This is a genomic window from Desulforhopalus sp. (genome assembly GCA_030247675.1).
Classification (GTDB): Bacteria; Desulfobacterota; Desulfobulbia; order Desulfobulbales; family Desulfocapsaceae; genus Desulforhopalus_A.
The window spans coordinates 72903-98669 of record JAOTRX010000007.1; the positions used below are offsets into that span (position 1 = coordinate 72903).

Here is a 25767-nt window from a genome sequence, read left to right on the forward strand (position 1 = left end):
ATGGTTATATGTGCCACAATGGAGTATTTCTGATATTTTTACCACGGAAAGAATTCCTTTTCAAGGAGAGTCTCCCCATAATCCATGATATCTTGTCTTTGAGCTTCATATTGGTTCTCCTGTTTTATTGTCTCGTAAACAAATAATAACAGAAAAATCCTTATGAAGCTCAACTATTTCATATACATATTCGAATAACCCCAGAACACCGGCTGAATCGCTACGGTCAATTGCCAGAGACTTTTGCAAGAGGCTCAAGGAGATAATCATATCCTTCCGGTACTGGGGCCAGGGAGCAATGTGAGGCAAAACCCTGTTAAGTAGCCAAGGTGTCTGGACTGCATCCTGGCCGTAGCTCGCTTTGATTTTTCTGTTTCTGACATAGCAAAAGAAAGAGGAATGATAAGTATTTTTCAGAAAAAGAGTGTCAACTTGCGTGTCAGCGTAGGGAAAATTACCTCAAACAGGTACTTGCAGGACTAAAAATCATATATGGCGTAGACGGTTAAGCTGGCAGAGCTGTTTATAAGGATTTAATGTTTACATCTTAAGTTTAGAGTTTGACACCCCCGTCATGCGGCGGGCGGTGGTTTTTCCCCACCGAAATGTTCTTTGAACCCTTTATATTCGCTGGATTGCCCCGAGTTGTTACTTGCTGACAAGAATCCGGCCCCTTTGGTGGCTGGAATTTTCTGTATTTCGGGTTCCACCAGTCCCGAATACGGACATTACTTAAAATATTCTGCAATCCCATCCGCACCCTGCCTGCGGTTACCTGGCTTTTCTTTCTCCAGGGTGTCAAGTCCATCATGCTTTGCACTTGATCACCGCAATACATCGCCAGAAGTTGTGGCAACGCATAGGCAAGAGAAAGAATTTGCGTCCACCGGTGCAGAACCTGCCGTGATTGTTGCCAGGTTTCCCGCCATCCCCATCTGTTCTTCATTTGATTGAACAGGTCTTCAATGGACCACCTTCTCGCATAATGCTGGAAAACTTCCTCGGCAGTTAGCGTGGCACACGTCGAAAGAAGAAGGCGTTGCTTGCTCAACTTGCCGGCGTAATCTTCAAACTGCATCCAAACTGCCCTGACCTTGCGACCCTTCATAAATCTTGCGAGGCAAACCACACTTCGATAGCGAACCCACTGCATCTTCCCGTAAATAAAGACTTCGCGGCGGTGTTCTTGAAGGCTGTTGACGAGTTCCGGAGTGTATTTATCCCCGTACTTTCTCGGTCGACCTTTTCCTCCATGCTGCACAGGCATAGCATACAAAGCCGTATCCCGGCGCACTTGGCCAATGGTATCAATGCCAAGTTTGAGTGCGGAACGGACATACTTCCATTTCATGTACCAGCTGTCGACCAAGGTGAAAACCGGCCCGTTTGCGGTAAAGATTGGAGCAATAACCGCCAGCAGGGAGATCGCCGCATCCAGCTTGCTGACATTGCCGCTGGCCCGCATTAACCGTGACAGAAGAGGCACGGCAGAGTGCCGCACTCCGGCGGTAATGGACAGGGCCACGGTTACCCAACATTGGCCCCTAGCATATTTCGGCCGGTTGGTCTTGTTGCCGTGTTGGTGATGAATCTTGCTTCCCGGAGCCTTCTTCGAACTGCGGTAGATGATGGTGTCGTCAAAGATCAAGAACCAGGCCGATTGCGGGAATCGTGTCACCACCAACCGGGCCAGCTGCACGCCAAGTGCAACCCATGACCACTTGCCTTTCTGGAGCCATTTGTAATAGGCGGTCCAACTGCGCAAGGGCGTAATCGCTAGCCACGCTTCAGTGACGAAGCCGGTTTGCGTCAACATTGCCCCGATCAACAACTCGATAAATGTCGGGACAGAACGAACAGGTAGAACCCTGGCAAGAAATGTGATACTTTCAAACAGGGTGCTGGGGATAGTGGAGTATCCCTTGATTCCCATAGCGGCCTCCAGAAGATGGAATTTGAACTCCTTCTTCTGAAGGCCGCGCTTTCTCAGCCGAATAGCGCTGTATCTACTACTCTCTTCCGCTTTTCGGCTGAGAAAGCGCGGCTACCGCCATTATTTAATGATGTCAATAGCTTTCTTGCTTCTCCATGCGTTTTTTAAGTGAATCTTATGCTGTCGTCGCCATATCTTCGGTACCAGCGCGGATGACCTGAAACTCTAAACTCCAGGTTTACATCTGAAGTGGATGAAAGATGAGTGCATCGTTACGTATTAGATTGAGTGATGAAGTAAAGGAAGATCACTTCACCACATCATTACGATGACCGTCAGTTGGAGCAAAATTGGATTGATCAATCTGAAAAAATAAGTATAAATAAATACTTATTGTGATACAAGCGCAGGATTCCTAAGGCGGCGATACTGCAGTTAAACCGAGTGGGGCGCGTATCAGTTCGATGGAAGAAGCGTTGGTGGTTCTGCAAGGGTTCGCATTTCTTCTGGGACTATCCTCGCCCGGCAAAGGAAATTATTTTATTACGCGAATTTTCATCCCTTTGGCCTTCATTGTTTCGGATAAAATATCGTCAACAGTATCAGAAGCTCGGCGCAAAGCCTCATCCCGGTAATGGATGTAGCGTTGCGTCATTTGGGGGCTCTTGTGCGTCAGGAGCTTTTGCAGGGTAAACATATCCACCTTGCCTGAACTGGCCAGCATTGTGGCGTAAACATGCCGTAAACCATGCAGGGGCCGGAAGTCGGTTGGTAAGCCTGCGGCCTCTTTGATTTCTCGCAGATCTTTGGAAATATCCTTCCGGGGGCCGCCGTTTTTTGCCGGAAACACGTATTCACTTGTTTTTGGAATGGCTGAAAAAACCTCTTCGGCGTTTTTGTTCATCGGTATCTTCTGGCTCTTTCCGCCCTTTGGTTCAACGATAGAAATAAAGCCTCTGTGAAAATCCAGGTCATCCCAGCGTAATTTAAATATTTCTCCACGCCTCATCCCGGTAAAAAGTGCCAGCTTCATCATGGCGGCCGCCGTTTGGTGGGGTGTCGATTCTATGACAGTAAAAAGGGCTTGTAGATGGTCCGGTGAAAGATCTTCGGTCTTGAGGTTGTCAACAGGGGGCAAGCTGATTTTAAAAGGCAGGGGAGGGCATAGGCCGTGGTCTACACCAAAGTTGATTATACGGCGAAGTAGGGCTAGGACATGTTTGACGGTTTGCGGGGATTTGTTTTTAAGCATGTTGATACGCAAGCGGTCCAAATCCAGTTTCACCAGTGTTTTAGGCTCCTTGGGGCCGAAGTTGTTTTTTAAATAGACTTTCCAGAAAGAGATATCAGACCTGTTAGCACCGTCTGATAGGTGAGCTTTGTATTGATCCCATAATCTTTCGATTGTCCATCGATCTGCAAGTTGCGCCTTTGTTTCACGGGTTTTTTGGTTGCTCAGTTGTTTTCCCTCAATTTTTTGCGCTCGGATGCCTGCAGCTCTCGCGGGCGTCATATCATCCTGATATTGTCGGCCTGCCTTTTCCTCCGTCAACTTGCCATCGCGCTTATAGCGGATGTAATAAATCTTCTCGGTGCCGGTTCTCCCCACGGCTATTCCTTCGATGTAAAAAACGCCAGGATATGATGTCTTGAATCTCTCTTTTATTGCCATGCCAGCCCCTAAGCTGAAAGCCTATTCCCCACCGTATTCCCCACCAATTCTATAAATATAACGGTATGGTGTGGGAAGTCAATATAAAAGAAATATGAATTAACATTTTGAAATTATATATATAAAGTATAGTGAGGTAATGCCAGGTAAAAGAAAAAATGCAGCTTCCCAAGCTGAAAGTCGCGCGTTCGAATCGCGTATCCCGCTCCAAAGAAATTTTAAGGCACTTAGCGAGAAATCGCTAAGTGCCTTTTTTGTTTTCCGCTTGTGTAATTATTGGCAGGTCCTGGTGCCCGTTTCTGGGTCTAAGTCAAAGAAGGGGATGGCTTATCCTGGTGGCCACATTTTTCAATCTGTGTCACAGTTTCCAATGGCGGACAAAGATGAACTGAGCAAGTCGCAAAGCGCACTTTACAATCAGACTTCATTTATGATTATGGGTTGTTCTTGGGGCGGAGCCTAGTTAAGCGGCTGAAAAACGGCAAATCTTTTCTGCAGATAAGGACGGATGTTTGTGCAGATTCTGGCAAAGATGTGGAATTAAACCAGATAATCGGATCGATTCAGAAACCCGGAAGTGGCGGTATACTGACCCGAGTTCAATAATTCAGCCTTCCCTAGCACCGCCTTAGTCGTCGCCTCTGCCTCGGTGCCGTTGTTCAAAGCTGATGAAATGCTCTTGAACTGAATAACGTTCCAATCGTACACAAAATAGCCTGAACCCGGATATCCATATTTCTCAGTTATGTCGAAGAACGATTCGTGCCCTTGGTTTACGAAGTAGTCGGTCTCTTCGACAAGAATTCCTTCTTTTTCAAACACGTCCGAAATTCCTTTCATTGCAAAACCGTGCTTCAGCTGAAGCAATTCAAGTGGTTTCCCCTCTTCCGGGTCCACAAGGTGATTATATGGCTCGAATGATACAGTGAAATCGGTTTCGGTCTCATTGAAACTAGCTCGTAGGATGCGGTTATGCTTAGGCTCTGTATCGTACTCCAAATACGAGCCGTTCTCGGTGGGATCTATCTCTCCGATCGTTAGATTGTGGTTTGTGATGGCGTTGTGGACATCAACCTTCTTTTTGATAGTCTTATCACGTGATACTGTAAACAGATTGAATCGTTTCTTTTTTAAACTGCTCCACTGGATGCCCGGGAATTTATCCGTATATTTTTTTTCTTCGCTGCTGTTGCCGATTAACGTGGCCACTACTGGTGCATCCAGAGCCTCAGACAAAGCGACAGCAAAATGCGTGTGTTCAAGAAAGTATGCCTTACCCACTTGTCCACGCTCCTTGTAAGAGCATTCGTGCAATGTAGCGGCAAACTTTATATTGAACCCCTCTTTCCCACTGTGTTTAGCGACGGCAGCGTAGAGCGGTTGAACACCCAGAGGAAACGCCGGCAAAGCTTCTTCCAGTTTAATCTGAAGCACCAGGTCTTCATCGGTGAATCCATCTCGGTTTACAAAGTGGAACACGTTGCACCCCCATATCTTCACGTAAAACCCCGGTGCTCGCTTGTCACGGATGGTCACTAGTACGGACCGGGGCTTGGGTGGCGATGTGGAGAGATCGAAGTAATCGTTGAGGCCTGTCACTTCTGAGTAGCCGAAACCTGCATGTCCGTAGATACCTTGGATACTGGCGTGTGATGCAAAGTGAATGCAACTCACAGTCTCAGGCGCTGGAATATTCCCAATTCCGTTAGCAATATAGTCGAGGACGACGTTCAACAAGCCCTTTTCGGGCTTCGTTATTTCCCCGAAGAGTGGAAATGCATCTTCATCGGCTGTAAATTGCAGCACCAGCTTGTAGAGGCTGAAGAACACTGTCACGGTCGAGATATTATTATAATCGATGTGTCGAAGCAACACCCGTATCGTATGGACGCCCCCGGGATTTTGTGTTTTTTCGCCGTCCGCACCGATTACCAAGATCAGATCGCTCATGGCTGTGTAGAAACCGATGCCGATCCGTTCTGACCTGCATCAAGACTCAAATTCACCGTAACTCCTGGCGGCGCCGTGATTCGGTGTTCTTTCACGGTGTCGATTGCCCGCAGGCGCTGGAAGTCGAGGATTGCTTGATCGTATTCGGCGCGATCTGGGTAATCATCTCGCGCTGGAGCCTGAGCTTTTCGAGTCTGCGACAACTGTTCCTTCTCACGTTCCAAACCGAAAGCTGTACGTTCTATCTCGAGTTCTTTCTGGCGCACATCAAGTTCGCGGTGGCGGGTAGCGTATTCTTCCAGAGCTCCGCATTGTCCGAGCATGTTCTCGGCGTAAACGCCGTTTGTATTAACGACATAGTCGTGTGTCGCTAGGAGTTTTGGCAGGGCAAGGGCTCCTTCTGCCGGAGAAACGTAACGGGAATTAAGAGCTGCTGTCTGCTTCCTGCGAAGATCGAGATTCGGAAGGGGGTGGGCCAGCGCGGTGCCTTCCATCTCGATGCGATCCGCACAAACGAGGGCACCCCGTATCGGTGCAGTATGTGTCCAGTCATCCTGTGTTTTTCCCTCATGAGGCCACAGGTCCGGTGCCTCGACTTTTCCAAAGGGAAACGCACAAACGGCCAATCCTTCGGGTGAGGCTTGACCTCCTCCGATCATGGTCCAAAGCTGTTCGTTGATTTCCCGTGCTTTGGTAAATGACAGGTTTCCGACCAAGAACGCGTTCACGTTGGAAAACGGGATGCTCACCGTAAATGGAGTCGCCAGTATCACGATCACCGCATCGTTGGGAAATTCGTCCCAGAGCTCCGATGGCAGCGGTGCCACCAAACCGAATGCTAGCAGCGATCTGTAATCCACACCTGTTTCCGCTGCGAGGTCAGCGAGCAATGGATGAGCACCCAAAATACGCTCCGCTTCTTGGGTGGTAATGGCGTGAGGAACAAAAATCTTCATGATCGGGAATCTGCCCGATGAATAGTAGAAACGGAGATCGTCCAAGTAGATCGCGGAACGGTGTTTTCGAGTCACCTGGAAAAAGTTTACGGTCAGGTTCTTCTCTTTATTGAGATTGCTATAGGAACGTGTCGTTTTTGTGGACTCCTCCGATTCGCGCTCCACGGTTTTGTCGATTTTAAGATCCAATTGTACCTGCCGCTTTTGTGATAATTTGGTCGAAAGTTTCTGCAGGAGATTGTTCACACGGTCCGAAAAAGCGCGTTCTTCGTCCATGGACGACCATTTCCCGGAAGCTTTGGCATCAATATTTATGATGCCGAACAGATCCCCGGACGCACTTGCGCCCACTTCTGTCTCTGAGGTGTGGCTTTCGCGGTTCTCATTCTGCAATTGTAGTCGCAGATCAGCGGTAAACTCGTCGAGCGTTTCTGTACTCGCTTCTTCGAAGATGTGTTCTGCTGAAGATTGCGTTTCCGTCTCCTTCTGACGAACGCGTGAGGCAATCTCGATGGAAACAGTCTCGCCAGGGAAAAGCGTTTGCGAGTAAAGATGTTTTCCAAGGCCGAAACCGGCGTGTTGAAGTTCGAGGCGATACTCTTTCATTACGCCAACGCTGGGGCGCTGGACAAAAAAATTCGTTTCGCGTGACACCGGAATTCTTTCCAGATATTTACTGGAACCGAGTGCGGAAACGGCGGAAGCAGAACGCAGAACGAGCGGCTGGAAGGAATCTGTGAGGATGCGTTTCTTCTGGCATGCTGCACTGAGAAGGGAAGCGGTGATGGAAGCCCACTCTTGGTAGAAAAGACCGTTGGTCACTTCTTTTTCCACCGCGAGGTATGCGTTGATGTGTTGACGGTGCCGCATGCGAATCGCTTCCAACGCGCGGCTCAGTGCCACTTCGGCCGAAGCATCCAGAGCGACAACGGCTTCAGCCTGCACCTTCACTGTTTCAACGAACAAGAGATAGTCGGAATGTAATTTCCATGGTTTAGCGATCTCCCAGTCCTCGAACAGCTCGCTTGCTGCAGTGAACAAATCTGTGAGATCGACAAGCTGTTGTTTTATCACTGTCTTATTGGCCACATAAAAAGTGGTCGGCGCGGCCAGGAAATTTCGAACAAAATGGATGTCCAAATTGCTAGGAGGTAATCCAAAAACCGGGAGCTGGAGACTCTCTTTGGACTTGCTAGAACTGCCCGCGAAATAGAGGTAACGAAGTGCTTTAGCGGCGAGTGCAATGATCAACCGATCATCTGGCTCTGAGTTTCCCTGAGTTTGCCCGATCGCGCTTGCTAACTCAGAGTTCATATACCCGATCGCCCGGGACCGAGCAGTGGCAATTTCCTGCGACCAGAATTGCTGCGCTCCTTCCCGCAGGAATGGGAGGCGTGAAATCTCCTGTGAGAGCGTTTCCGGTGCGTAAAAGGACGGTGCAGGAGACCGAGGTGTCCACGCTCCGGAAGCGGAGAGGGTCCCCCAGTTAAGAACGTGTTTACGGAACTCGAACACGTCAGCCACAACGTTGCCTCCCAGCTTGCTCACGGCGGATGGCGGGTTGAACAGGAGATGAGCCGTCATACTGTCGCGCAAGCTCTCGCGGAGCTGTGCTGCTGTGGGCGGTTGATCGGTCGCATAGGAGTCCTGCGTTCGCCGAAACATCGAAGCGGATGCCACGTAAAAATAGCGCATCGACCCATGTTTGCTGGCGTAATTGCGCAACAACGTCGCATAGTCGATCGGGGCATCCTCCGGCAAAGAATCAGAATCGAGGGGTTTGCCAGCCAAAAACGCCTCTGCGGGAAGGTCAACGGCTAGAGCATTGCCGAGGGCCAGAGGCGCGAAAATTGTCATGGGCAAGTCGTCCACCTTGCCGTACTTCGCAATAAACCCCGTTTCCTCTGGGGTCAGAGCCTCCACCTCGACACTTTGGCGCGCGCCGGGCTTGATAATGTTTGTTTCCGAAAAGAGCGGTAGCTTGGGAGTGTGTAGCTGTGGGCGGTTCTTCCGAGCCGCCGACAGGCGGTTCGCGATTGCCAAACGGAAATCCTGCTGACCGAGAGTGGATTGAAGCATGCCGCGCCCGCAATCGGCCAGAAGCGCATGAGTGTCGGTAGCGGCGGACGATGATTTTCCGTCGTTTACGGCTCGGAGGGCCTCAGTAGCCTTGCGGAATGCGTTGGCCAGCGACTTGGCTATGGGATCGATTTCCCGGTTCTTCCCTGCGGCGGCGAGGTGTGCTATTTGCTGAAACTGCGCGGCTACTTCAGCTCTGGAAGGAATGGCACTTGCTAAAGCGAGATGTCCCCGCTCGACCAAATCGGCCTGAAGCAAATCGGTCTGTTTCCACTGGTCATCAATCAGGGCTTGATAGCGGTGAAGCTGCTCAATCTGGTCAGCGCCTGGGTTGCGAAGAAGGCTGCGGAGCAATCGGGAGAGGTCCGCTGCGGAAAGAATTGTAAATGGCTTCGGTTTCATAGGTTGCTAGGGAGGTGATAGGTGAGGTGATAAGTAGCTACTTTTCACAGCAGCCCTAAAAAAATCTGCTCTCTGACAGGAACTCGCTCCAATTTATTGTTCTATAATAACTGTTTCTCCCTGATCTAGCAATATTTTCTTGCCACACCTCCGGCAGTGTGTCATGCCCTCGGGCTGTCTGTTTTGCCACCATCTCACATTTGTTTTTCCGCCCAGGATATTTGCCCCACATAGAAACCACAGATTGACATCAAAATTCTGATATGTCTTGATATTCACCAAGTAATTCTATGGTAACAACACGCCCAATATGCAGTTCCACGATTTTTGCACATCAACACATTCCTGCGCACCAGTCAAAGCCCATGCAGCCATATTTGGCGGCACGCAGGGTCATTTCAATATGGTCAGCGGCACCATCCCCACGAATTTTTCGATCGTCCGGTGGTCCTCGAGGTGGTAGGTGACCCTCAGGTCGTTTTCCACCCATGGGGCTGCGTCCCGGGGATTGGGGTAGTAGTCGATGGTGATGTGTCGGGTGCGGGCTAGGACCTGTCGCATGTCCGCTTCGCTGGCAAAACCCATCAAGATTTCGAATCGAGGGGAGAAGCTCATGGATAAGGCTTCAGACTTGCCATCCTGGGCGTCCAGGGCGCGCACGAACTGCGCCTTTTTTTCCGGCGCGGCATTGAAGCGACCGGCCATCTCCTGCCCCAGTCGGATCATACGCGTCATTTGGGCATCCTCAGCCTGGATGAAACATCCGTCTACATCCTCCATGCCGCCGTAGTGGAATGTCAGGGTTTTCCCTTGAGGGGGGTCCACATAGAGCTCCGCCTGCGGATCGCTCTTCACACGCATGTCGATCCATAACCCGTAGAATTCGTAATTGTCCCGCCGGCCGTCCAACAATTGGGCGGTGGAACACGTGATGCCCTGGCGCTGCAGCCCAGCCCGGGCCTTATCCACCTCGGCGGCGATGTGCGGCACCTTGCCAGCAAGAATACATGCTTTTTCCAGGGGCGAAAACGCCACCCGCTTGAAGACATCGACGCAGCTGCCGGCATTGAGTGCGGCAGGCCACCCCCATCCAATAAAGATCAGCAGCAGCATCGCTGGCACGATCCGACGGCGACTGGCCCTCTTTGTTGCAGCAGCATGGGTGGGCATCGGTGCTTCTCCTTTGCTGGCGGGCTGTGGGTCGCGGCATTCCTACCCACAAAGGGTAAGCGGCTGCCCCGTTCTCCAAGTGCGCACAACCTGGCCGTCAGCTGTCTCTGCCAGCGATGACGCCCATTCAACTAAAAGAATTTCAAGTCGTAACTGCTACAGTTTATTTGTTCCCTTCGTAGCCATAGGTCTTAAAAATATCCAGAATCGTTGTGGTGCAGTAGGGCTCCTCTTTATAGATAAAAGCCTGGTTAAAGGCCTTGGTCACCTCAGATATCTTTTTGTAGGCATTATTGGCGCTCTGGTTGAAGTATTGCAGAGATTCCATAACATTGCCGATTTCCGGGATGGTCTCCTCGGGCTTTTCCGCCTGAACGAATTCCTTGATAAGGTGTTCCAGGGAGGCCATATCTTCCTGCATGGATTCCTGCGCCGCGTTGAGTTGCATAAGATGGGTGTTGAGATAATGACACAGCCCCCCGGCGGCATTGCGAAGAACGCTGTTTCTCTGGTCTTCCATGGCCTTACTGATATTGTGGACGATCCCCTCATGGTAGAGTATTTGCCCGGAATCATCCATTTTTGCCCGGGCCGTGATGGCCACTTCGAGAGACTCACCCTTTTTAGTCTTGAATTTTACCTGCCTGCCGACAACATGGCCTTTCCCGTAGATATCCTTAATAAGTTCATTTCGTTCTTCGATATCGACATAGAAATCTCTGACGTTGTTTGCCAAGGCCTCGTCCTTACTCTCAAAACCCAAAAGCTTGAGACCTGCATCGTTGATATCAATAAACACTCCTCCGGGGGAGATGGCAAAGGCCATATCACTGGTTGAGTTGAAGAAATCCTTGTATTTTTGCTCACTTTGCCTGAGAGCATCGATTGCATTCTTCTCCTCGGTGATATCCTTGATTACATGATCAATCCTGCGTGTCGTACCGCCTCGTGCATAGACGACGTGTCCTTCATCAAGGACCCATTTGACTTTTTTGTTGTTGCAGACAATCCGGTATTGCGCCTGATCGAATTCCACCTCGGGCAGGTGATTGTAAAATTTCCTGACCTTGGCAATGTCGTCCGGATGAATAAAATCCATGACATGCTTTTCACCAACGGTAAACTCCTTTACTGAAATCCCATAGAGCGCCTCGGCTGCCGGATTGATTGCAAGGATCTTGTAGCCACTCGGCGACATTGAAACTATGGCCTCATTCATGGCGTGGAGGATACTTTCAAGCCGTTCTTTGACCCGTTGCAGTTCGATCCTCGTCCGGCGCCGCTCAGAAATATCGGTCAATGAACCGAGCAATCCGGGAGCGCCGCCGCACTCCACGACTCTACTTTTCATTTCGATAACCGCATCCCCATCCTCTCGCGGCATGTGGAATTCTATCCTGTCAGGAAGGTCTTCGATAAAGAACCGGTTCGTGCAGTATTCAGCGACCTTAACCTGATCCTCGGCCGCGATAAAATTGGAGAATTCCGCTTTGAGGACCTGTTCCGGCTTTTTTCGGGATATATCATAAAAGGCATCGTTGGCGAAGATGATGATCCCTTCTCTGATGATGACTATGCCTTCGTTGATGTGTTTTACGATGCCTTGGTAATCGATGCCCCCTTGGCATATCTTGATATTTTCGGCATCCTCGAATGTATCGCGACGCTTCATCAGTATCCTCCCGATCTAACAGGAAATAGAATTACAATAAAGGGAAATGCCATCAGTGATGCTTGAAGGGATAACTCATTGTCTTCTTGGCTGTAACGTAATGCAAGAATTATTCTGGTCAACAAGGAGGGGGCAAAGCTTTTCTTTTAGTGATGTGGCCTTTCTCGTTTTCTAATTTTTCAAAACGAATAAAAGAGTTTCATAATCAGCTGCAACCTAACCACTCTTCGATCCGGTCAAAGGCTGCATCGATGACCGGTAATTCGCCGCCAAAGGAAAGACGCAGGTGTCCCTCGCCTCCCTGGCCAAAGGCCCCGCCGGGTATGGTAATGACCTTGGCCTCCCGCAACAGCTTGATCGCGACCTCCTGGGAGGATGCCGTTGCGAAAAGGTATTTGGCCATGATATAAAATGCGCCTTTTGGCGGCACATAGGAGAAATATTTGTGCAGCTTATCGAGCCTGGCACAGCAGAGCTTTTTCCGTTGTATCAACTCGTCACGCATGGTTGCGAGGCATTGCTGGTCGCCGTCCAGGGCGGCAAGTGCGGCAAACTGGGACGGGGTTGGTGAACAGATCGCTGTGGCATCGTGGACTTTCATGATCTGTTCCATCCATGGCCTGGCTGCGGCAACCCAGCCTACCCGCCAGCCGGTGAGGGCGTATTTCTTTGATAACGAAGCGACCGAGATGACGGAGTGACGGAATTCATCAATGCTGAGCGGGTTAAGCGGCATCTTGCCGTCATAGACCATGTAGTCGTAGGCCTCATCGGTGATCACCACGAAATCATGGGCGACTGCCAGTTTGCACAGGGCAATGGTTTCCTCATCGGTAAACACCGTCCCGGTCGGGTTGCCGGGATTGCAGAGCATGAGAGCCCTGGTCCTGGGGGTGATGGCCTGGCGGATGGCCGTAAGGTCGAGACCCCAGGTGCTGGTCAGCGGCACACATTTGGGGATGCCTCCGGCCAGGACAATCTGCTCGATATAGGAGGCGTAGGTGGGGGAGGGGAGAATGACCTCATCCCCTTCGTCGACAACCGTCAGGACGGTGGCCAGCAAGGCCTCCATGCCGCCGACCGTCACGCAGATCTCGCTTGCGGGATCGAGTTCTACCTGTTTTTCCCGGAACATGTATTCGGCTATCCGCCTTCTCAGGGCGGGCATGCCGGGCTGCAGGGAATATTGACCGCTGCTCGGATCTTCTCTCAGGACCCTGGTCACTGTTTCAATGATATGCGGCGGGGTGGCAAAGGATGGGACACCCTGGCCAAGGGAGAGGCAGCCGCCGACCTCCGCCGCGATAATCGCCATTTCCTTGGTGGCCGACGGGGAAATATTTCGAACCCTCTTGCTTATCTGTATTGGAGAACTTTGCCGTGCATTTGTCGTAGGGTTCATGGCCCGTCCTTACATTTCAGGAAAAATTTTCCCGGGGTTGAGGATGAGGTTGGGGTCAAAGAGCCTCTTGATACCTCTTTGCAGCTCTATGCTCCTGTCCGAGAGTTCCATGGCAAGATACTCAGCCTTGGCAATACCGATACCATGTTCGCCGGAAATGGTTCCCTGCAGGCGCAGGGCCAGTTCGAGCAGGGCCTTGGTTCCCTCGCGGGCGAAAGCTTCCCCGGCGAGGTCCTGGGTGGTTATGTTGAGGTGGATGTTGCCGTCCCCGGCATGGCCAAAGGCAAAGACCTCGATGCCATATTTTTCTTCGTAATACGGCAGGGCCTCAACCAGTTCGGCAATAGCCGAGAGGGGGACGACAATGTCCTCCGGGATATACAGTTTGGCGTAGTCGTGAATGCGCAGGCTCACCTGCCGGCGAACCGCCCAGATCTTCTGCCGTTCCTCGGTATTTGCGGCGGTGATCAGTTGAAGAGCGCCCTCGCCTTCGGCAATCCCGCAGATCGCTTGCATTTCCGCGTCTATCTGGACCTCCGGGCCGTCGACTTCAATGATCAGGACGGATGGTTTGATCTTGGGCAGGGGAAAGGGCAGCAGCTCGCCGATGAGCGACAGGCACCTGTGGTCAAGGAATTCTATGGCACTGGGCAGATGGCCTTGACCCATGATTGCCGCCACGCAGTTCATCGCTGCCACCATATCATTGAACACGCACATCATCCCTTTGGTGGCGGCAGGTTTGGCAATGAGCTTTAGGGTCAGCGAGGTGATGATCCCGAGGGTCCCCTCACTGCCGACCAGCAGATTAGTGAGGTCGTAGCCGACAACACCTTTTCTCGTCTGTACCCCGGTTCTGATCAATTGGCCGTTGGCCAGCACCGCCTCCAGGCCAAGAATGTAATCACGGGTAGTGCCATACTTGACACAGGCCGGACCGCCGGCATCGGTGGCGGCATTGCCGCCGATTGTGCTCAGGTCCATACCGGCTGGATCCGGGGGATAAAACAAGCCGGCGGCATCGGCTGCCTGGCGAACCTGCTGGCTGATGACCCCCGGCTCGACCTTCATGATGAAATTTTTGCGATCGATGCTGAGTATCCGGTTTAGTCCGCCGGTCAGCAGTACCACTCCGCCAAGGCTTGGCACGCAGGCGCCGGCCAGACCCGAGCCGCCGCCGCGCGGGGTAACCGGAAAGTGGTGGATGTTTGCCAGTTCCATCAAGGTCTGGATATCCTGAACGGTTTCAGCACGGACCACCAGCTCGGGCATGAAGGACAACTTCGAGGCATCGCTAGCATATTCGCCAAGCAGTTGCGGGGCATCGATGATCAATTGGGGATTGATCCGACCCCGGATTGCAGTCTTGATCTCTTCGGTAATAGGTGAATAGTGAACCATAGCGCTTGGGAGGGAATTTGCTGTACAGAATGTTAGTTGTGGCCGAAACCGGGGACAAAAAGACGCTGTTCAATTTTTTTCAGGATAAGAATGGCCAGGCTTACCAGACCAAGATAATACAGGCCGATGATGCCGAAGACCTCGGAAAAGCGGAAGTATTCGGTGGCGATGGTCTTGCCTTCGCCGGTCAGTTCAATGCAGGTGACGATGAAGGCCAGTGAGGAATACTTGATCAGGTAGATAATCTCATTGCCGCAGCCGTGAATGGCCCGGCGAAAGGCCTGGGGGACGATGATCCAGAAGATGGTCTGAAAGGTGGTGAACCCCAGGGCGTGGGCACCGAGATATTGGCCGCTTTTGATCGACAGCAGCGCTCCCCGCACATATTCCGACTGGTAGGCGCCGCTGCACAGGGTAAATCCGGCAACAGCCGCTACAAACGGTGACAGGTAGATGCCGAGATTGGGGAGACCGAAATAGAGGATGAACAGCTGGACGACCAGTGGCGTGCCACGAAAAACGGCGGCATAGGTGTCGGCAATGGTTCTGCTGAGGGTATTGCCAAAGGTGCGTATGGAACCGGCGAGGATGCCGATGAAGACCCCACCGATTGCCGACGGTACAATCAGGGCAACGGACATGAGCAGCCCCCGGTTTAAACTTGTCAGCAGTTCTTGATAGAAGGGCGACAGCTCCACCATTATCCCTCCATCTCCGCCAGGGCGTTGAGCCGGTCGCAGAATCCCTGGGTTTTGCTCTTGTTGCCGGCGGTCAAGAGGGCCGCAGGAGGGCCCTGCTCGACTATTTTGCCGCCTTCCATAAAGAGTATTTCATCGGCCAGGTTGGCAATCAGGCTGATCTGATGGGTGGCCATGATCATGGTCATGCCGTTGACGGCCAATCCCTTGATGACCGCGATTACCTCGCCGATCAATGTCGGATCAAGGGCCGACGTCGGCTCATCGAGCAACAGGATTTTAGGGTCCATGGCCAGGGCCCTGGCAATTGCCACCCGCTGTTTCTGCCCGCCTGAAAGCTGGGCCGGATACAGTGATTCTTTGTCGCCCAGCCCCACCTGTTCAAGCTCCAGCCGGGCCCGCTGTATGGCCTGTTTCTTGTCCAGCTTCTTCACCTTGCGCAGGGCGATGGTGATGTTGTCAAGGGCGGAAAGGTGGTCGAAGAGATTGAAGTCCTGGAAAATCATCCCAACCTGCTGTCTCAGTCTAGAGAGGTCTTTCTTGCGGCCGTAATCCACCTTCTCGCTGTCGAGCTCGATCTCACCGGAATCGGGTACGACGAGGCAGTTGATACACTGCAGCAGGGTGCTCTTGCCTCCTCCGGATGGGCCGATAAGGACCTTGATCTCACCTTTTGCCAGCCCGAGACTTACCGAGTTGAGAATGGTGATGTTACCGAAGGATTTAGTAATATTGCTGATTTTGAGGACAGGGGGAGTTGGGGAAATCATTGGTTACCATGGTGAGAGTATCCGGGGATACGGACATATTTTTCCAGTTTGCGAAGCGCAATCACGCCGGCCCAGGTGAGCAGGAAATAAATGATTCCCGCCGTAATATAGAGCGACAGATGCTGATAGGTGCGGGAAGCCACAAATTGGGTTCTTGCCATAATCTCCGGCGCACCGATGACAAAGGCCAGGGCGGAATCCTTGAGGATGATGGAATATTCGTTAGACCAGGCCGGGATGGACATTCTCAAAATCTGCGGGAGAATAATACTCTTAATCGCCTGGATATCGCTCATGCCCAGCGCTCTTGCGGCTTTTAATTGACCTTGGGGCAGCGAGAGTATCGCCCCTCTGAAGATATTTGCTTGATAGGCCCCGGTGGTCATGCCCAGGACAATGGTTACCGCGGTAAATGCGCTGAACTGCAAGCCCAGAAAGGTAAGGAGGCCAAAATAAAACAAAAAAAGCAGAACCACTACCGGCACTCCTCTGAAGATCCAGACATAGGCACTCAACAGATATCGGAGAAATTTATTGCCGTAAACCAGACCGACAGCCATGAACACACCAATGACTAGACCGAGCAACATGGCCGCAATAACTATTCCACAGGTGAAAAACGACCCTTGGAGCAGGTAAGGCAAGGAATCAATGACTACTGACAGGGCATTGGGCATTGGGCTGTCAACTACCTGGTTTGAGGAAAAAAGGTTTTGGCAAGGATGAATGTGCCGACCCGCTGTGAAGGCGCGACCCTGTTTTCCCAGGCGGCCAAAGACAGAGCAGCGCGAATATCATGTGGCACCATACACCAGAAGAGTATGCCAGCCGGCGGTTTTAATCATACAAAAGAACGACCTTCGATGGGGTAAAGTCAAGCGCCGGATTATTGAGGGTCTTTTACAATAAAAAGACGGGCGCGGCACAGGGAAGGCCGGCCCGTCGTTGCAGGTTGCTATTTATTCAATTCGAATTTATTGATCAATTCCTGCCACAGAGGAGTTGCCATTAATTTGGTAAGGGCCTTGTTCACTTTTTCCAGCAGCTCTTTATCTTCTTTGCGAACAGCATAGCCAAATTGTTCGTCAGCCATGCCAAAGGTACCGACTATTTGGACTTCTTTTTTGCCGGCAGCATCTTTAGCTGGGGCGTCATCCATGGCAGCAGCGTCGATCCTGCCATTGAGGACATCTTCTACGGCAAGCGGGGAAGAGCTGTAGTAACGAAGCTCAAAATTCCATTGCTTTTTAGCAGCTTCTTCCTTGAGCCATTTGGCCTCGGACGTTCCCTGCTGTACACCGACAATCTTTTTGCCCGTAAGAAGTGCGTCAATAGTAAGCGGTGAACCTTTCTTGGTGACCATGACCTGTTTGATAACCCAGTACGGTACGGAAAAATTGACTTGTTCAGCACGTTCTTTGGTAATGCTCATTCCCGAGGCGATAATATCGATCTTTTTGGTAAGGAGGCTGGTGATGATGCCATCCCATTCGATCGCTTGATGGCTGACTTCGACACCTATTTCCTTGGCCACCCAATTCATGACCTCCACGTCGAATCCGCTTGGCTTGCCGGTCTTGTCGATAAAGGCGAATGGTGGGAAATTCGCGTCTATACCATTGACGATTTTGTCAGCGCCTACGGCTTGTCCGGCGAATGCCAGAACCAGAATACTACACAGCAGAAGTACATTCTTTTTAAGCATTTTTCCCCTTCCTTTGTTTTTTGATTTTCTTTTGAAATTTCTTCAAACCTGTTCTTTGGTACACTCTATGAGCAACCCATTCACCATCACCAGTGGGTATGCAGTAGAAAACGGGCTACATCCTCAGTGCCCATACCGGCATGAACGGTAGCACTGAGTGGATACGCGTAATCTGCTTGATGTCAAATGGCGTGATCATATCTGCTTTTAACGGCTCGGGCAAGTTCTTTGAGGAAGGCTGGGAGGTGAGTTACATATTTATCTCGTCGTTTGCGGGTAGTGAGGCAGTCATCGGTTGCCTGGTATCGATGCACGCTGTCCTGAGATTTTTACTGTTCGTAGAACTAGATAAACATAGTCCTGGCATCAAAGCCGACAATCATTGCCCCCCAATGCCTGCCGTCAATAAAGATCGGCATCGAGAGATCACTGAGAATCTGCCCGGTATCACGCATATAGGTCTGCATCAGCATCGGTTCGGTATGGGAACAGCGTCTTTGCTCCGTGGTATTGCTCATAAAAATTCTTTGGTGCCGGCTGTTGAGAAGGTCTTTCTGCGGGTCACCGGTCATTGGCTGGGAGAATTTTTTATGATGGGTTGCAAGGTAACCGTTCTTATCGATTGCCAGACAGTAAATAGCACCTCCGGTCAGTTCGAGCCTCGCGTCTACAAGCGCTTGCATCTTCTGGGTGAATCGGTCGGAGTACGAGGAGACATATTTCTGTGGATTGGTTTGCGGAACCTTCTTGTAGTTGGTGTCGAAAATATTTACTCCGTCGTCCTTCAGTGCTTTCAACTGCTCGGTATACAGTGTGGTCGTCTCATGGCAGAAATTGATGAATTGATCGAATTTGCCTTCGCCGGTCTTTACTGCCGAAACCATGGATAACATCTTTTCAGTTACGGTATTAAGAGTCTTGATCGATGCCTCCGAAGACTGCATGTCGTTGGCAATGTCTTGGCTGAGACTGGTTATGCCCTCTACCTTAGAAGTGACTTCGTTGTTGTTGGTGGACAACTCCTCGATTGCCGAGGCGATTTTCACTAATTCTTCATTGGCCTGTTCGAAATCGGTCACCATGTTTTTGAAATTCTCAGTAGCCTTATCTAGAATTTCGCCAGTTAGCTTGGAATATTCGCTAATCTCGTCGGTCTCCGCCTGAGTGCGCTTGACAATAGTTATCATGTCGTTGATATTCGAGGTGATTTCCGCTGTCGCTGGTTGAATTCGTTTGGCCAGATCGCGAACCTCTTCAGCGACAACCGCAAAACCCTTTCCATGCTCTGCGGCCCTGGCCGCCTCGATAGTGGCGTTCAGCGACAGCAGGCTGGTTTGTTCCGCTATATCGTTTATCAGCGCAACGATGGTGAGAATATGCGAAGAACTTCGGCCAAGATCATGAACCGTGGCTCGAAAGGATTCGACAGACTGGTTGATCTGTTGCACTTTGCCCGAAACATCAATCATTTCCTCATAGGAGATCTGGGCCAACTGCAGATCATGGGTGGTCTTGCCGGAAACATACTGGGTGCTTTCCGACACCTCGCGGATGGCGTTGTTTGCCTCGTTGCTGGCGGTGAAAACGGTTTCCGACAGATTTTTCTGCGCACTTGTTTTTCTGGCAATGCCAGTGACAGAACCGGCTATCTTAGTTGAATCTATGGCAATGTCTATTCCGATATTCCGGGTATCGGCGATAATTTTTCGCAGCCGCGCCAGAAAGCCGCTGTAGTTTTCATAGACTTTTTTGGCGGCCGGGTTATTCAGTTGAACGGCAGGAACACTCAAGTCCACACGGCCTTCGTCCAGGGCCGAGAAAATCGAATGCAACTCTCCGGCAAGGGCGCCAAGGCCATGGCGCAGAACGGCAATAGACGCCATGCCAACGACCAGGGCCAGAATAAAGAAAAGGCCGGCCAGGGAAAACAGGAAAATCTGCAAATCTGGAAACCACTGGCTAAGCAGTAAGCATCCGGTGCTTAAAAAATTCAGCGACAGCAAAAACGCAACGGCACCGCCGATTGCAGATTCAGGGGTAGAAAAAAGTGCAGTACCACAGCGCACCGAAAAGGAATCTTTCGCCATGAACAACCTCCATGTTAAAAACCTTATAAGTTGTTAAGAGTATAGCGTGCTCCCAGAATTATGCAACTCGGCGTGGTTGTTGGGTGCTCGTCGCGGCGGTAAGAAAATGTTTGCTTGGTTTTCTGAAAAATGACCTGCCTCCGGTGTTCCTGTGAGGTTTTTGTAAGACTTATACCCTACACTCCCGGCATACAGATGAATCTCAGCCAGGGAGTGACCTATGAACCCGCAACAGTATGAAGATTTGCTTGTCGAATTGAGCCGATACGGCACAGCACAGATCCGCAAGATAGTCGACGAGTACCGTAAAGGCCCGCGGCGAAGTGACTGCCAGTACCCTTTCTATGAATTTCTAAAAGAAAAACTGGAAAGAGGAGGGGGCACGAAGAAAAAAAGGCATGCGTGATGTCCGGGAATTTCGTCGGTGGTGCATGGCTATTTTCCCGGATTCTCTTGCGTTTTTATTGATTCGTCAGGAATCTTGGGGAATTTGAGGAGGAGGTAGCGCGAACCGCCGCCGACCGTGAACAGGCCTTTAATATCGAGTTCCATCTGCAGTCCGACGATTCCGCGGCTGAGATCTATATAATCAATGGCCCAGCCCTCGGCCATAAACATCTGGCCTACCCCCATCCAGCTTGCATAATACCTGGGCATTGTCACCATCATCCCGCCGTCCACGACCTTCGCCTGGCACTGGTTCTCCATGACGTACATCGGGGTGCCGATAAATGTTGTTCCCCGGTTGTCCTTGGTGAACTCCAATTGGTTGTCGCTAAGCGATATCTTGCTGAATACATAGACCGTCCTGCCACCCGTTCCGGGAATCGGCCCACCGAGAACAAAGACGCCGAAGCCATTGTCGGTGCACTCTCTCGACTCTCTGGTCGCAGTACACACGGGAATTTCCAGACCTTCATTGGTCTTGAGGAGTTGATACAATCCATCGAGCAGCAATTTCCTTTGTGCCTCGGTATCGATATTTTCCTCCTTGGCTGCCGATACCAGTTGGAACTGCTCGATGGTGGGGATCTGTACATTGGCGACACAACCCGGAAGCAGGCAGACGATGATGCACAAGAAAAATGCCTTGGCCAGTTGGCGACTGGCTGGAAAACCCCTGAATGGTAAACGACAAAGCCGGTTCATTCTGCTCTCCTCCGGTGAAATGAGAAATTATTCTATGAATATCAAGAAATAGATTGGAGTTGCGACCCACCTTTCATCTTCTTTTGCACCTTCCTTTGTTGCTGAACCTCGCCGGTTAAAGACCGTCACGTTGCGGATACTCCTTGATAAAGCGCATCCAATCCTTTTCAACCGGAGTGTCAGGGCCCTCCACCCCTTGGATGACCCGGACGAAATGGCTATGGATAGGATCGATCGGTTGTATCCTGCCTGCCGCCAAGGCCTCCAGCCAATGGCCAATGTTGTGAATGCAGTACTTGCCCAGTGGAGAATAGTCGTCGCCAAGGGGTATCTTGTAGCCTCCTTTGATCAGTTCATTGATATGGTCGTCTGGATACGGCGGCCGGACAGTTTCAATGATGGCAACGATCCGTTTAATTGCATCGGCATTATTCAGAATGCCGGTATGGGTATCGTTGAAACCGAACTGCGCTGTCGATTCGTTTTGCGCATGGGGGCTCAGCTGACTTGACAGCGGTACCACCCCGTCGCTGTTTTCACCGAGCTTAACGGTATTTTCGTTACCATAGGCATAAAGCAGGTGGAATTCGAGTCCATCGGGAAGTTTTTGGCGACGCAAATGGCGCATGAACTGGCTGTTGGGATCGACATCCCGCCAGGAAGGAATGACAACCGGCGCCTGGGAGGCCATGGCAGCGGCCGGGTGCCCGCCAAGCGGGCTGGCGATGGTGATGAGGCGGGTGACTTTGGTCTCTTTTTCCTTGCCGGACCGACGGCTCAAGGCATCGCGCACGACCAGGCCACCCATGCTGTGTGCGACAATCACCATAGGCATAACGGTGCCGAGGTTCACGGTGTTTCCGGAAAGAAAGATATTGTAAAACATCTCGCTCAACTGACTCAAATCGTTGCCGGAAGGATAGTGAAAGAACCACGGACGATAGCGGCTGCGGTCAAGATTTGCCACAATATCCGCGAAATCACGGGCACTGCCGTCGATGCCATGGACAAAGACCACCGGTACTTTGTATCCCTGATCCTCCTCCATCGCATAGAACATCATCGGTGCTTCTTCAAGGAAGGCCGCCGGTTCATACATGCCGAGGCTTGCCATCCGCCTCGAAAAGATTTCGTCGTCGAGGTTTCTGATTGAGCCCTTGGGAAAGAACAGCGATTCGGCCAAGGCCTCGGGTTGCCGCACCTCGGTACGAAAGGTGATGGTGGATCGAAAGACAAACGGGGTATCGAGATCAATATTGAAATCGCCGAGTACCTTCGCTGGAATCTGGTCCAGGTTCAGTGTCACGGTTTTGCCGCCGACAACCTCGGTTGCATCGAAGTAGCCATCGCGGTTGAGGTCGCTTACCACCAGGAGCTGGTAGTTTCCTGCCGGCAGGGTCAGGCCGTAATAGGAGTTTATTCGGGAAAAATGGCTGATATCGACCATTTCGCTTTTTTGATAAAGATCGGAGACGGCAATAACCGCCGTTGCTTCTTCGTTGAGGGCCTTGCCGTTTTCAACCTTGCCGAATACAAAGAAATTGTCGGTTTCAAGCATATGCTTGTAGAGTCGCTGAGTAGGGGCCTGCTTGCGGAGCATGGAAAGGTGGGTCTGCTTGAGGGTGCTTTCGAGGTACGAGCAGCCGCACATCGCGAGTAATAGGGGCAAGACAAGAAGAAATCTGGGTAGTATCATGGTCGTTGCAAAGTGTCGGCAGGGCGGAGGATATTTCAGGGCACCCGGCAATTTCTCATCACAAGGTGACGATATCCAGGATACACGCGGACAGCGTCCTGGTATAATGGCCCAGAAATCTTACACTAGATTTGGCCGGGAGGGCATCCAGTTTTCATCGATTTTTCAATAGTACAGGAAGCAGCCAGATACTGCCGAGTCGGCATAGTGTTGCCTGTGAGGCTGTTTCCGCCGCTGCTGGTCATTGCCGGAGCGCGGTCGTTTAGTACCTTAAGCTGTTTTTCCAGGGAGCAACAATGAGTATTAAAAATGTTGTTTTTATTGTCGTTTTTGCCGCTTTTATCGTTTACTACGCCTCCGTCAATAAGGATTTGAGTGGCTATGGCAACGAAGCGGTTACCTTTGTCCAGAACCATGTGCGTCAGCAACTGCCAAATCCTGGCAATGCCCATTTCGAAATGGCCAAACCGCCGGTGGTTTATGGCGGGGAAGGTAAGTACGAGGTGCGGGGAGTGGTTGAATACCGTAATGATTCCGGTAAGGTGGTTCGTTCCAGCTATCTCGCTGTTGCTGTGTTTTCGGGTAAAGAAGGCGTCGATTTTACTCTCGAAAAGTTTGAAATGCAGGAATAATACCCCGTCGGAGGTGGCCCTATCCGATTAAGCGACAGGCCTCCAGAGGCGGGGTATGGTAATGGACCAAGGCGAAAACGCCATGCTGCTATTTCGACAGGCGTTTGGAAATCCGGTTGTAGGTTTCCTTCAGCTCCTCGCCGACGATCTTGGTCTTGGCTATGAAGTCGTCTGAAGTTTCCACCGCATCATCGGCTATCTCAGACGCCTTCGCCTTCACCTGACGCCACTTCTTCTCCGCCTCTTCATACTCCTTTTTGGCGTCCATCGAGGCGAGGTGGATCTTCAGGTTTATTTCATCCCGTTCCATTTTCAGTTTTTCGATGAGTCTGTTGACCTCTTCCTTCATATCCATAGCTATCCTCGTATGTGATGTTGTTGTCTTTAGGCGATTATATCAATTATTTGACCAGTGGTGCCGGTGCCGGCCGCGACCGGGACGCCGTCGGCTGGCGCTGGCGTTGGGGCCTGGGTCCCTGCTAGGGTCTGGATAAGAAGCTCCAGGGCAAGTTCCGGCTGCTTATTGGCCGAGCGCAGTATAGATATCCCAGCGGAATATTGGGCTGCGCTGATGCTGTTACTGGTATCCATTTGTTCTACCTGGTATTGCCCGTGTAAGCCTTGTTGGCGATCGTCGCTGTGCTGGCGTGCCGCTTATTTGCCGATGTGCCCCATCCCGATGCGCACTGTTACAGTATCCATTGACGTATTGACAATGGTGTTTCCTCATTTCTCTGCTAAAGGTAAGCTTTCCCGGCCAACAAGTCAAAAAAACAGAGGGCATTGCAGATAACAATTTTCCCAAGGAGGTGATACAGCATCGACATCTCCAGCCATGCTTGCAGTAAATGGCATCTCAGAGAATTCACTGTTTGTTTTAGGACAAGCAAGAGGTTCAACCCGGCAGTTCCCGGCCTAATAACGACGATACTCCGCAAGATACTAATATTGCATGCAATTTTTAAATGGTTCGTGCAGTAATTTGTCCCTTGTGCAAACTCTGCGGCCCTGGGAGTATCAACTTTCCATTGTTCTATGGAAAAAAGGCTGCTCAGATGCTAAAAAAATCATTATATCAACCGATAACGCAGAGTATCAAAGAAGATTCTAGTCTTTGGCTATTGCGAAATTGGCAAGAGTCTGGTTGCAAATTTCTCAATTGGCGTCTACTATTTTAGATACACATTTCTTGATATACATAGTATGTGAATTCGTGAGGTTGGCATGCAAACCATTGCACAACAGCAAACGCAGCAGTGGAATCCCGAAAGAAAAAAAGGCGCCGGCAAAGCTGCTAAAGTCCAGTTGCTGTATCGCCCCGAGATAGTCGCCCGTGACGGCAGATACGTCGCCTTCGCCAACGGGGTGGTCTGCGATTGTTTCAGCGGCTTGGAATGGCTTCCGGGACCGGACAAAGACATGAGCTGGGTGGAAGGCTGTCGTTGGGTCAAGGGCCTGTCAACAGGCGGGGGCGGCTGGCGGTTGCCAACCCTCAGTGAACTGCGGGGCCTCTATAAAATGAATAAAAAGAAGGACAACCTCTCTCCTCTTTTTGGCATTAGCATGACCGATGTCTGGAGCAGTGAAATCCAGGATGATGCATCTGCCTGGGGATTCAATTTTCTTCCCGGCAACCAGTTTTGGACCTGCAAGACCCTGTCCAGGCGGTTCAGGGTCCTCGCCGTCCGGCAGAGAAATTATCACGCCTTTGAGAAGGGCTCCCCTTCGATGTCCGATTGAATTAACTCTTGATCATCGCGGTTCCAGTCCGTATTGCACTGTTGTGTCTGGCCGCGACCCGCTTGCAGGTGCTTTGTCATCTTGTTTTAATGATCGTTTAATTTCCAGCTGATATGGTAATGTCCACATGGTGGTCGTGCCCGGAATTTTCCAGTTCGAGCCGCCAGAGATGTTCGTCTAACCCTGGAGGCACCAAGACTAGGGCCTTCATGTTAAAGAGCAGAGCACCACTATTCGGTGCCCGGGTATTGCCGGTGTCCATACTTTCGATGCTGATGCCCCGTACAGCCAGGGAGTGGGCGATATCGTGGACGATGCCCTCGTGGTCGGCGCCGTGCACCTCGATCCGGTACGGCAGCCAGCTGGGATGGGTGGCCTGGCCGTCGTCTCTGGTGGGGGTGGTGGTGACCTTGTAACCGCGGGCCGTCAGATTGGCGACGGTATCCTGCAGGGCCATTTCCTTGCCGGCGGGAAAGGTGACGAGCATGAGCACGGCGAATTCTCCGCCGAGTCTTGCCATTCTGCTGGTTTCGATATTGCCGCCCAGTCCGAGCAAGCTGCTGGTGATTTCATCGACGAGGCCAACCTTGTCGGTACCGGTGAGAGTGAAAACAATGCTGATTCCCATGATCTTCAGTCCTTTTTAAGGTTCA

General features: G+C 51.2%; 21 protein-coding genes. 3 read left to right on the forward strand and 18 right to left on the reverse strand.

Annotation, left to right across the window (positions count from 1 at the left end):
- Positions 1-553: 553 nt before the first annotated feature.
- The 13 genes from OEL83_15115 to OEL83_15175 all read right to left on the reverse strand — a co-directional run bounded on the left by OEL83_15115 (position 554) and on the right by OEL83_15175 (position 19897).
- A complete protein-coding gene (locus OEL83_15115) occupies positions 554-1933 on the reverse strand; it encodes a transposase (protein ID MDK9708372.1) in 1380 nt (459 codons plus the stop codon).
- Positions 1934-2468: 535 nt separating this feature from the next.
- Positions 2469-3605 (reverse strand): site-specific integrase, encoded by a 1137-nt coding sequence (locus tag OEL83_15120; protein MDK9708373.1) that lies wholly within the window; start codon positions 3603-3605, stop codon positions 2469-2471.
- Between the two features lie 540 nt (positions 3606-4145).
- Positions 4146-5555, reverse strand: a complete 1410-nt coding sequence (locus OEL83_15125) for a hypothetical protein (protein ID MDK9708374.1) — start codon at positions 5553-5555, stop codon at positions 4146-4148.
- Entirely contained in the window at positions 5552-8992 is a 3441-nt protein-coding gene (locus OEL83_15130; protein ID MDK9708375.1) for a hypothetical protein, read from the reverse strand. The genes OEL83_15125 and OEL83_15130 overlap by 4 nt, the downstream gene beginning before the upstream one ends.
- A gap of 393 nt (positions 8993-9385) precedes the next feature.
- Positions 9386-10162 (reverse strand): hypothetical protein, encoded by a 777-nt coding sequence (locus OEL83_15135; protein ID MDK9708376.1) that lies wholly within the window; start codon positions 10160-10162, stop codon positions 9386-9388.
- A gap of 163 nt (positions 10163-10325) precedes the next feature.
- On the reverse strand, positions 10326-11834 hold the full coding sequence (locus OEL83_15140; GenBank protein ID MDK9708377.1) for a PAS domain-containing protein: 1509 nt from the start codon (positions 11832-11834) through the stop codon (positions 10326-10328).
- Between the two features lie 205 nt (positions 11835-12039).
- Entirely contained in the window at positions 12040-13236 is a 1197-nt protein-coding gene (locus tag OEL83_15145) for a pyridoxal phosphate-dependent aminotransferase (GenBank protein MDK9708378.1), read from the reverse strand.
- Between the two features lie 9 nt (positions 13237-13245).
- Positions 13246-14637 (reverse strand): FAD-binding protein, encoded by a 1392-nt coding sequence (locus OEL83_15150; protein ID MDK9708379.1) that lies wholly within the window; start codon positions 14635-14637, stop codon positions 13246-13248.
- A 32-nt stretch (positions 14638-14669) separates the two neighbouring features.
- A complete protein-coding gene (locus OEL83_15155) occupies positions 14670-15338 on the reverse strand; it encodes an amino acid ABC transporter permease (protein ID MDK9708380.1) in 669 nt (222 codons plus the stop codon).
- Complete coding sequence (locus tag OEL83_15160) at positions 15338-16105, reverse strand: amino acid ABC transporter ATP-binding protein (protein MDK9708381.1); 768 nt, start codon at positions 16103-16105, stop codon at positions 15338-15340. Before OEL83_15160 ends, OEL83_15155 begins: the two co-directional genes overlap by 1 nt.
- Complete coding sequence (locus tag OEL83_15165) at positions 16102-16782, reverse strand: amino acid ABC transporter permease (GenBank protein ID MDK9708382.1); 681 nt, start codon at positions 16780-16782, stop codon at positions 16102-16104. The genes OEL83_15160 and OEL83_15165 overlap by 4 nt, the downstream gene beginning before the upstream one ends.
- A gap of 278 nt (positions 16783-17060) precedes the next feature.
- Positions 17061-17810: an ABC transporter substrate-binding protein gene (locus tag OEL83_15170; GenBank protein ID MDK9708383.1), complete on the reverse strand. Its 750-nt coding sequence runs from the start codon at positions 17808-17810 to the stop codon at positions 17061-17063.
- 344 nt (positions 17811-18154) lie between these two features.
- The gene (locus tag OEL83_15175) at positions 18155-19897 is read right to left on the reverse strand and encodes a methyl-accepting chemotaxis protein (GenBank protein MDK9708384.1); all 1743 of its coding nucleotides are present in this window, start codon (positions 19895-19897) and stop codon (positions 18155-18157) included.
- Positions 19898-20117: 220 nt separating this feature from the next.
- Here OEL83_15175 and OEL83_15180 point away from each other — a divergent pair, with 220 nt between their 5' ends.
- Complete coding sequence (locus tag OEL83_15180; protein MDK9708385.1) at positions 20118-20303, forward strand: hypothetical protein; 186 nt, start codon at positions 20118-20120, stop codon at positions 20301-20303.
- A gap of 29 nt (positions 20304-20332) precedes the next feature.
- On the opposite strand, the gene OEL83_15185 is transcribed toward OEL83_15180, so the two are convergent.
- Together OEL83_15185 and maoP are read right to left on the reverse strand one after the other, a co-directional pair.
- Complete coding sequence (locus OEL83_15185; protein ID MDK9708386.1) at positions 20333-21046, reverse strand: hypothetical protein; 714 nt, start codon at positions 21044-21046, stop codon at positions 20333-20335.
- A gap of 115 nt (positions 21047-21161) precedes the next feature.
- Positions 21162-22742: a DUF413 domain-containing protein gene (gene maoP / locus OEL83_15190; protein ID MDK9708387.1), complete on the reverse strand. Its 1581-nt coding sequence runs from the start codon at positions 22740-22742 to the stop codon at positions 21162-21164.
- A 296-nt stretch (positions 22743-23038) separates the two neighbouring features.
- Between maoP and OEL83_15195 the strand changes: the two genes are divergently transcribed.
- Entirely contained in the window at positions 23039-23374 is a 336-nt protein-coding gene (locus tag OEL83_15195) for a hypothetical protein (GenBank protein ID MDK9708388.1), read from the forward strand.
- A gap of 88 nt (positions 23375-23462) precedes the next feature.
- On the opposite strand, the gene OEL83_15200 is transcribed toward OEL83_15195, so the two are convergent.
- Together OEL83_15200 and OEL83_15205 are read right to left on the reverse strand one after the other, a co-directional pair.
- The gene (locus OEL83_15200) at positions 23463-23729 is read right to left on the reverse strand and encodes a hypothetical protein (protein MDK9708389.1); all 267 of its coding nucleotides are present in this window, start codon (positions 23727-23729) and stop codon (positions 23463-23465) included.
- A 29-nt stretch (positions 23730-23758) separates the two neighbouring features.
- A complete protein-coding gene (locus tag OEL83_15205) occupies positions 23759-23965 on the reverse strand; it encodes a hypothetical protein (GenBank protein ID MDK9708390.1) in 207 nt (68 codons plus the stop codon).
- A gap of 633 nt (positions 23966-24598) precedes the next feature.
- Here OEL83_15205 and OEL83_15210 point away from each other — a divergent pair.
- Complete coding sequence (locus OEL83_15210) at positions 24599-25114, forward strand: DUF1566 domain-containing protein (GenBank protein MDK9708391.1); 516 nt, start codon at positions 24599-24601, stop codon at positions 25112-25114.
- 97 nt (positions 25115-25211) lie between these two features.
- Here OEL83_15210 and OEL83_15215 read toward each other — a convergent pair whose 3' ends face one another.
- Positions 25212-25742 (reverse strand): hypothetical protein, encoded by a 531-nt coding sequence (locus tag OEL83_15215; GenBank protein ID MDK9708392.1) that lies wholly within the window; start codon positions 25740-25742, stop codon positions 25212-25214.
- Between the last annotated feature and the right edge of the window lie 25 nt (positions 25743-25767).

Bases quoted from the DNA above. Each gene is read 5' to 3' on its own strand.
- OEL83_15115 (MDK9708372.1), bottom strand. From the start codon at position 1,933: ATGGGAATCAAGGGATACTCCACTATCCCCAGCACCCTGTTTGAAAGT.
- OEL83_15120 (MDK9708373.1), bottom strand. From the start codon at position 3,605: ATGGCAATAAAAGAGAGATTCAAGACATCATATCCTGGCGTTTTTTAC.
- OEL83_15125 (MDK9708374.1), bottom strand. From the start codon at position 5,555: ATGAGCGATCTGATCTTGGTAATCGGTGCGGACGGCGAAAAAACACAA.
- OEL83_15130 (MDK9708375.1), bottom strand. From the start codon at position 8,992: ATGAAACCGAAGCCATTTACAATTCTTTCCGCAGCGGACCTCTCCCGA.
- OEL83_15135 (MDK9708376.1), bottom strand. From the start codon at position 10,162: ATGCCCACCCATGCTGCTGCAACAAAGAGGGCCAGTCGCCGTCGGATC.
- OEL83_15140 (MDK9708377.1), bottom strand. From the start codon at position 11,834: ATGAAGCGTCGCGATACATTCGAGGATGCCGAAAATATCAAGATATGC.
- OEL83_15145 (MDK9708378.1), bottom strand. From the start codon at position 13,236: ATGAACCCTACGACAAATGCACGGCAAAGTTCTCCAATACAGATAAGC.
- OEL83_15150 (MDK9708379.1), bottom strand. From the start codon at position 14,637: ATGGTTCACTATTCACCTATTACCGAAGAGATCAAGACTGCAATCCGG.
- OEL83_15155 (MDK9708380.1), bottom strand. From the start codon at position 15,338: ATGGTGGAGCTGTCGCCCTTCTATCAAGAACTGCTGACAAGTTTAAAC.
- OEL83_15160 (MDK9708381.1), bottom strand. From the start codon at position 16,105: ATGATTTCCCCAACTCCCCCTGTCCTCAAAATCAGCAATATTACTAAA.
- OEL83_15165 (MDK9708382.1), bottom strand. From the start codon at position 16,782: ATGCCCAATGCCCTGTCAGTAGTCATTGATTCCTTGCCTTACCTGCTC.
- OEL83_15170 (MDK9708383.1), bottom strand. From the start codon at position 17,810: ATGCTTAAAAAGAATGTACTTCTGCTGTGTAGTATTCTGGTTCTGGCA.
- OEL83_15175 (MDK9708384.1), bottom strand. From the start codon at position 19,897: ATGGCGAAAGATTCCTTTTCGGTGCGCTGTGGTACTGCACTTTTTTCT.
- OEL83_15180 (MDK9708385.1), top strand. From the start codon at position 20,118: ATGAACCCGCAACAGTATGAAGATTTGCTTGTCGAATTGAGCCGATAC.
- OEL83_15185 (MDK9708386.1), bottom strand. From the start codon at position 21,046: ATGAACCGGCTTTGTCGTTTACCATTCAGGGGTTTTCCAGCCAGTCGC.
- maoP (MDK9708387.1), bottom strand. From the start codon at position 22,742: ATGATACTACCCAGATTTCTTCTTGTCTTGCCCCTATTACTCGCGATG.
- OEL83_15195 (MDK9708388.1), top strand. From the start codon at position 23,039: ATGAGTATTAAAAATGTTGTTTTTATTGTCGTTTTTGCCGCTTTTATC.
- OEL83_15200 (MDK9708389.1), bottom strand. From the start codon at position 23,729: ATGGATATGAAGGAAGAGGTCAACAGACTCATCGAAAAACTGAAAATG.
- OEL83_15205 (MDK9708390.1), bottom strand. From the start codon at position 23,965: ATGGATACCAGTAACAGCATCAGCGCAGCCCAATATTCCGCTGGGATA.
- OEL83_15210 (MDK9708391.1), top strand. From the start codon at position 24,599: ATGCAAACCATTGCACAACAGCAAACGCAGCAGTGGAATCCCGAAAGA.
- OEL83_15215 (MDK9708392.1), bottom strand. From the start codon at position 25,742: ATGGGAATCAGCATTGTTTTCACTCTCACCGGTACCGACAAGGTTGGC.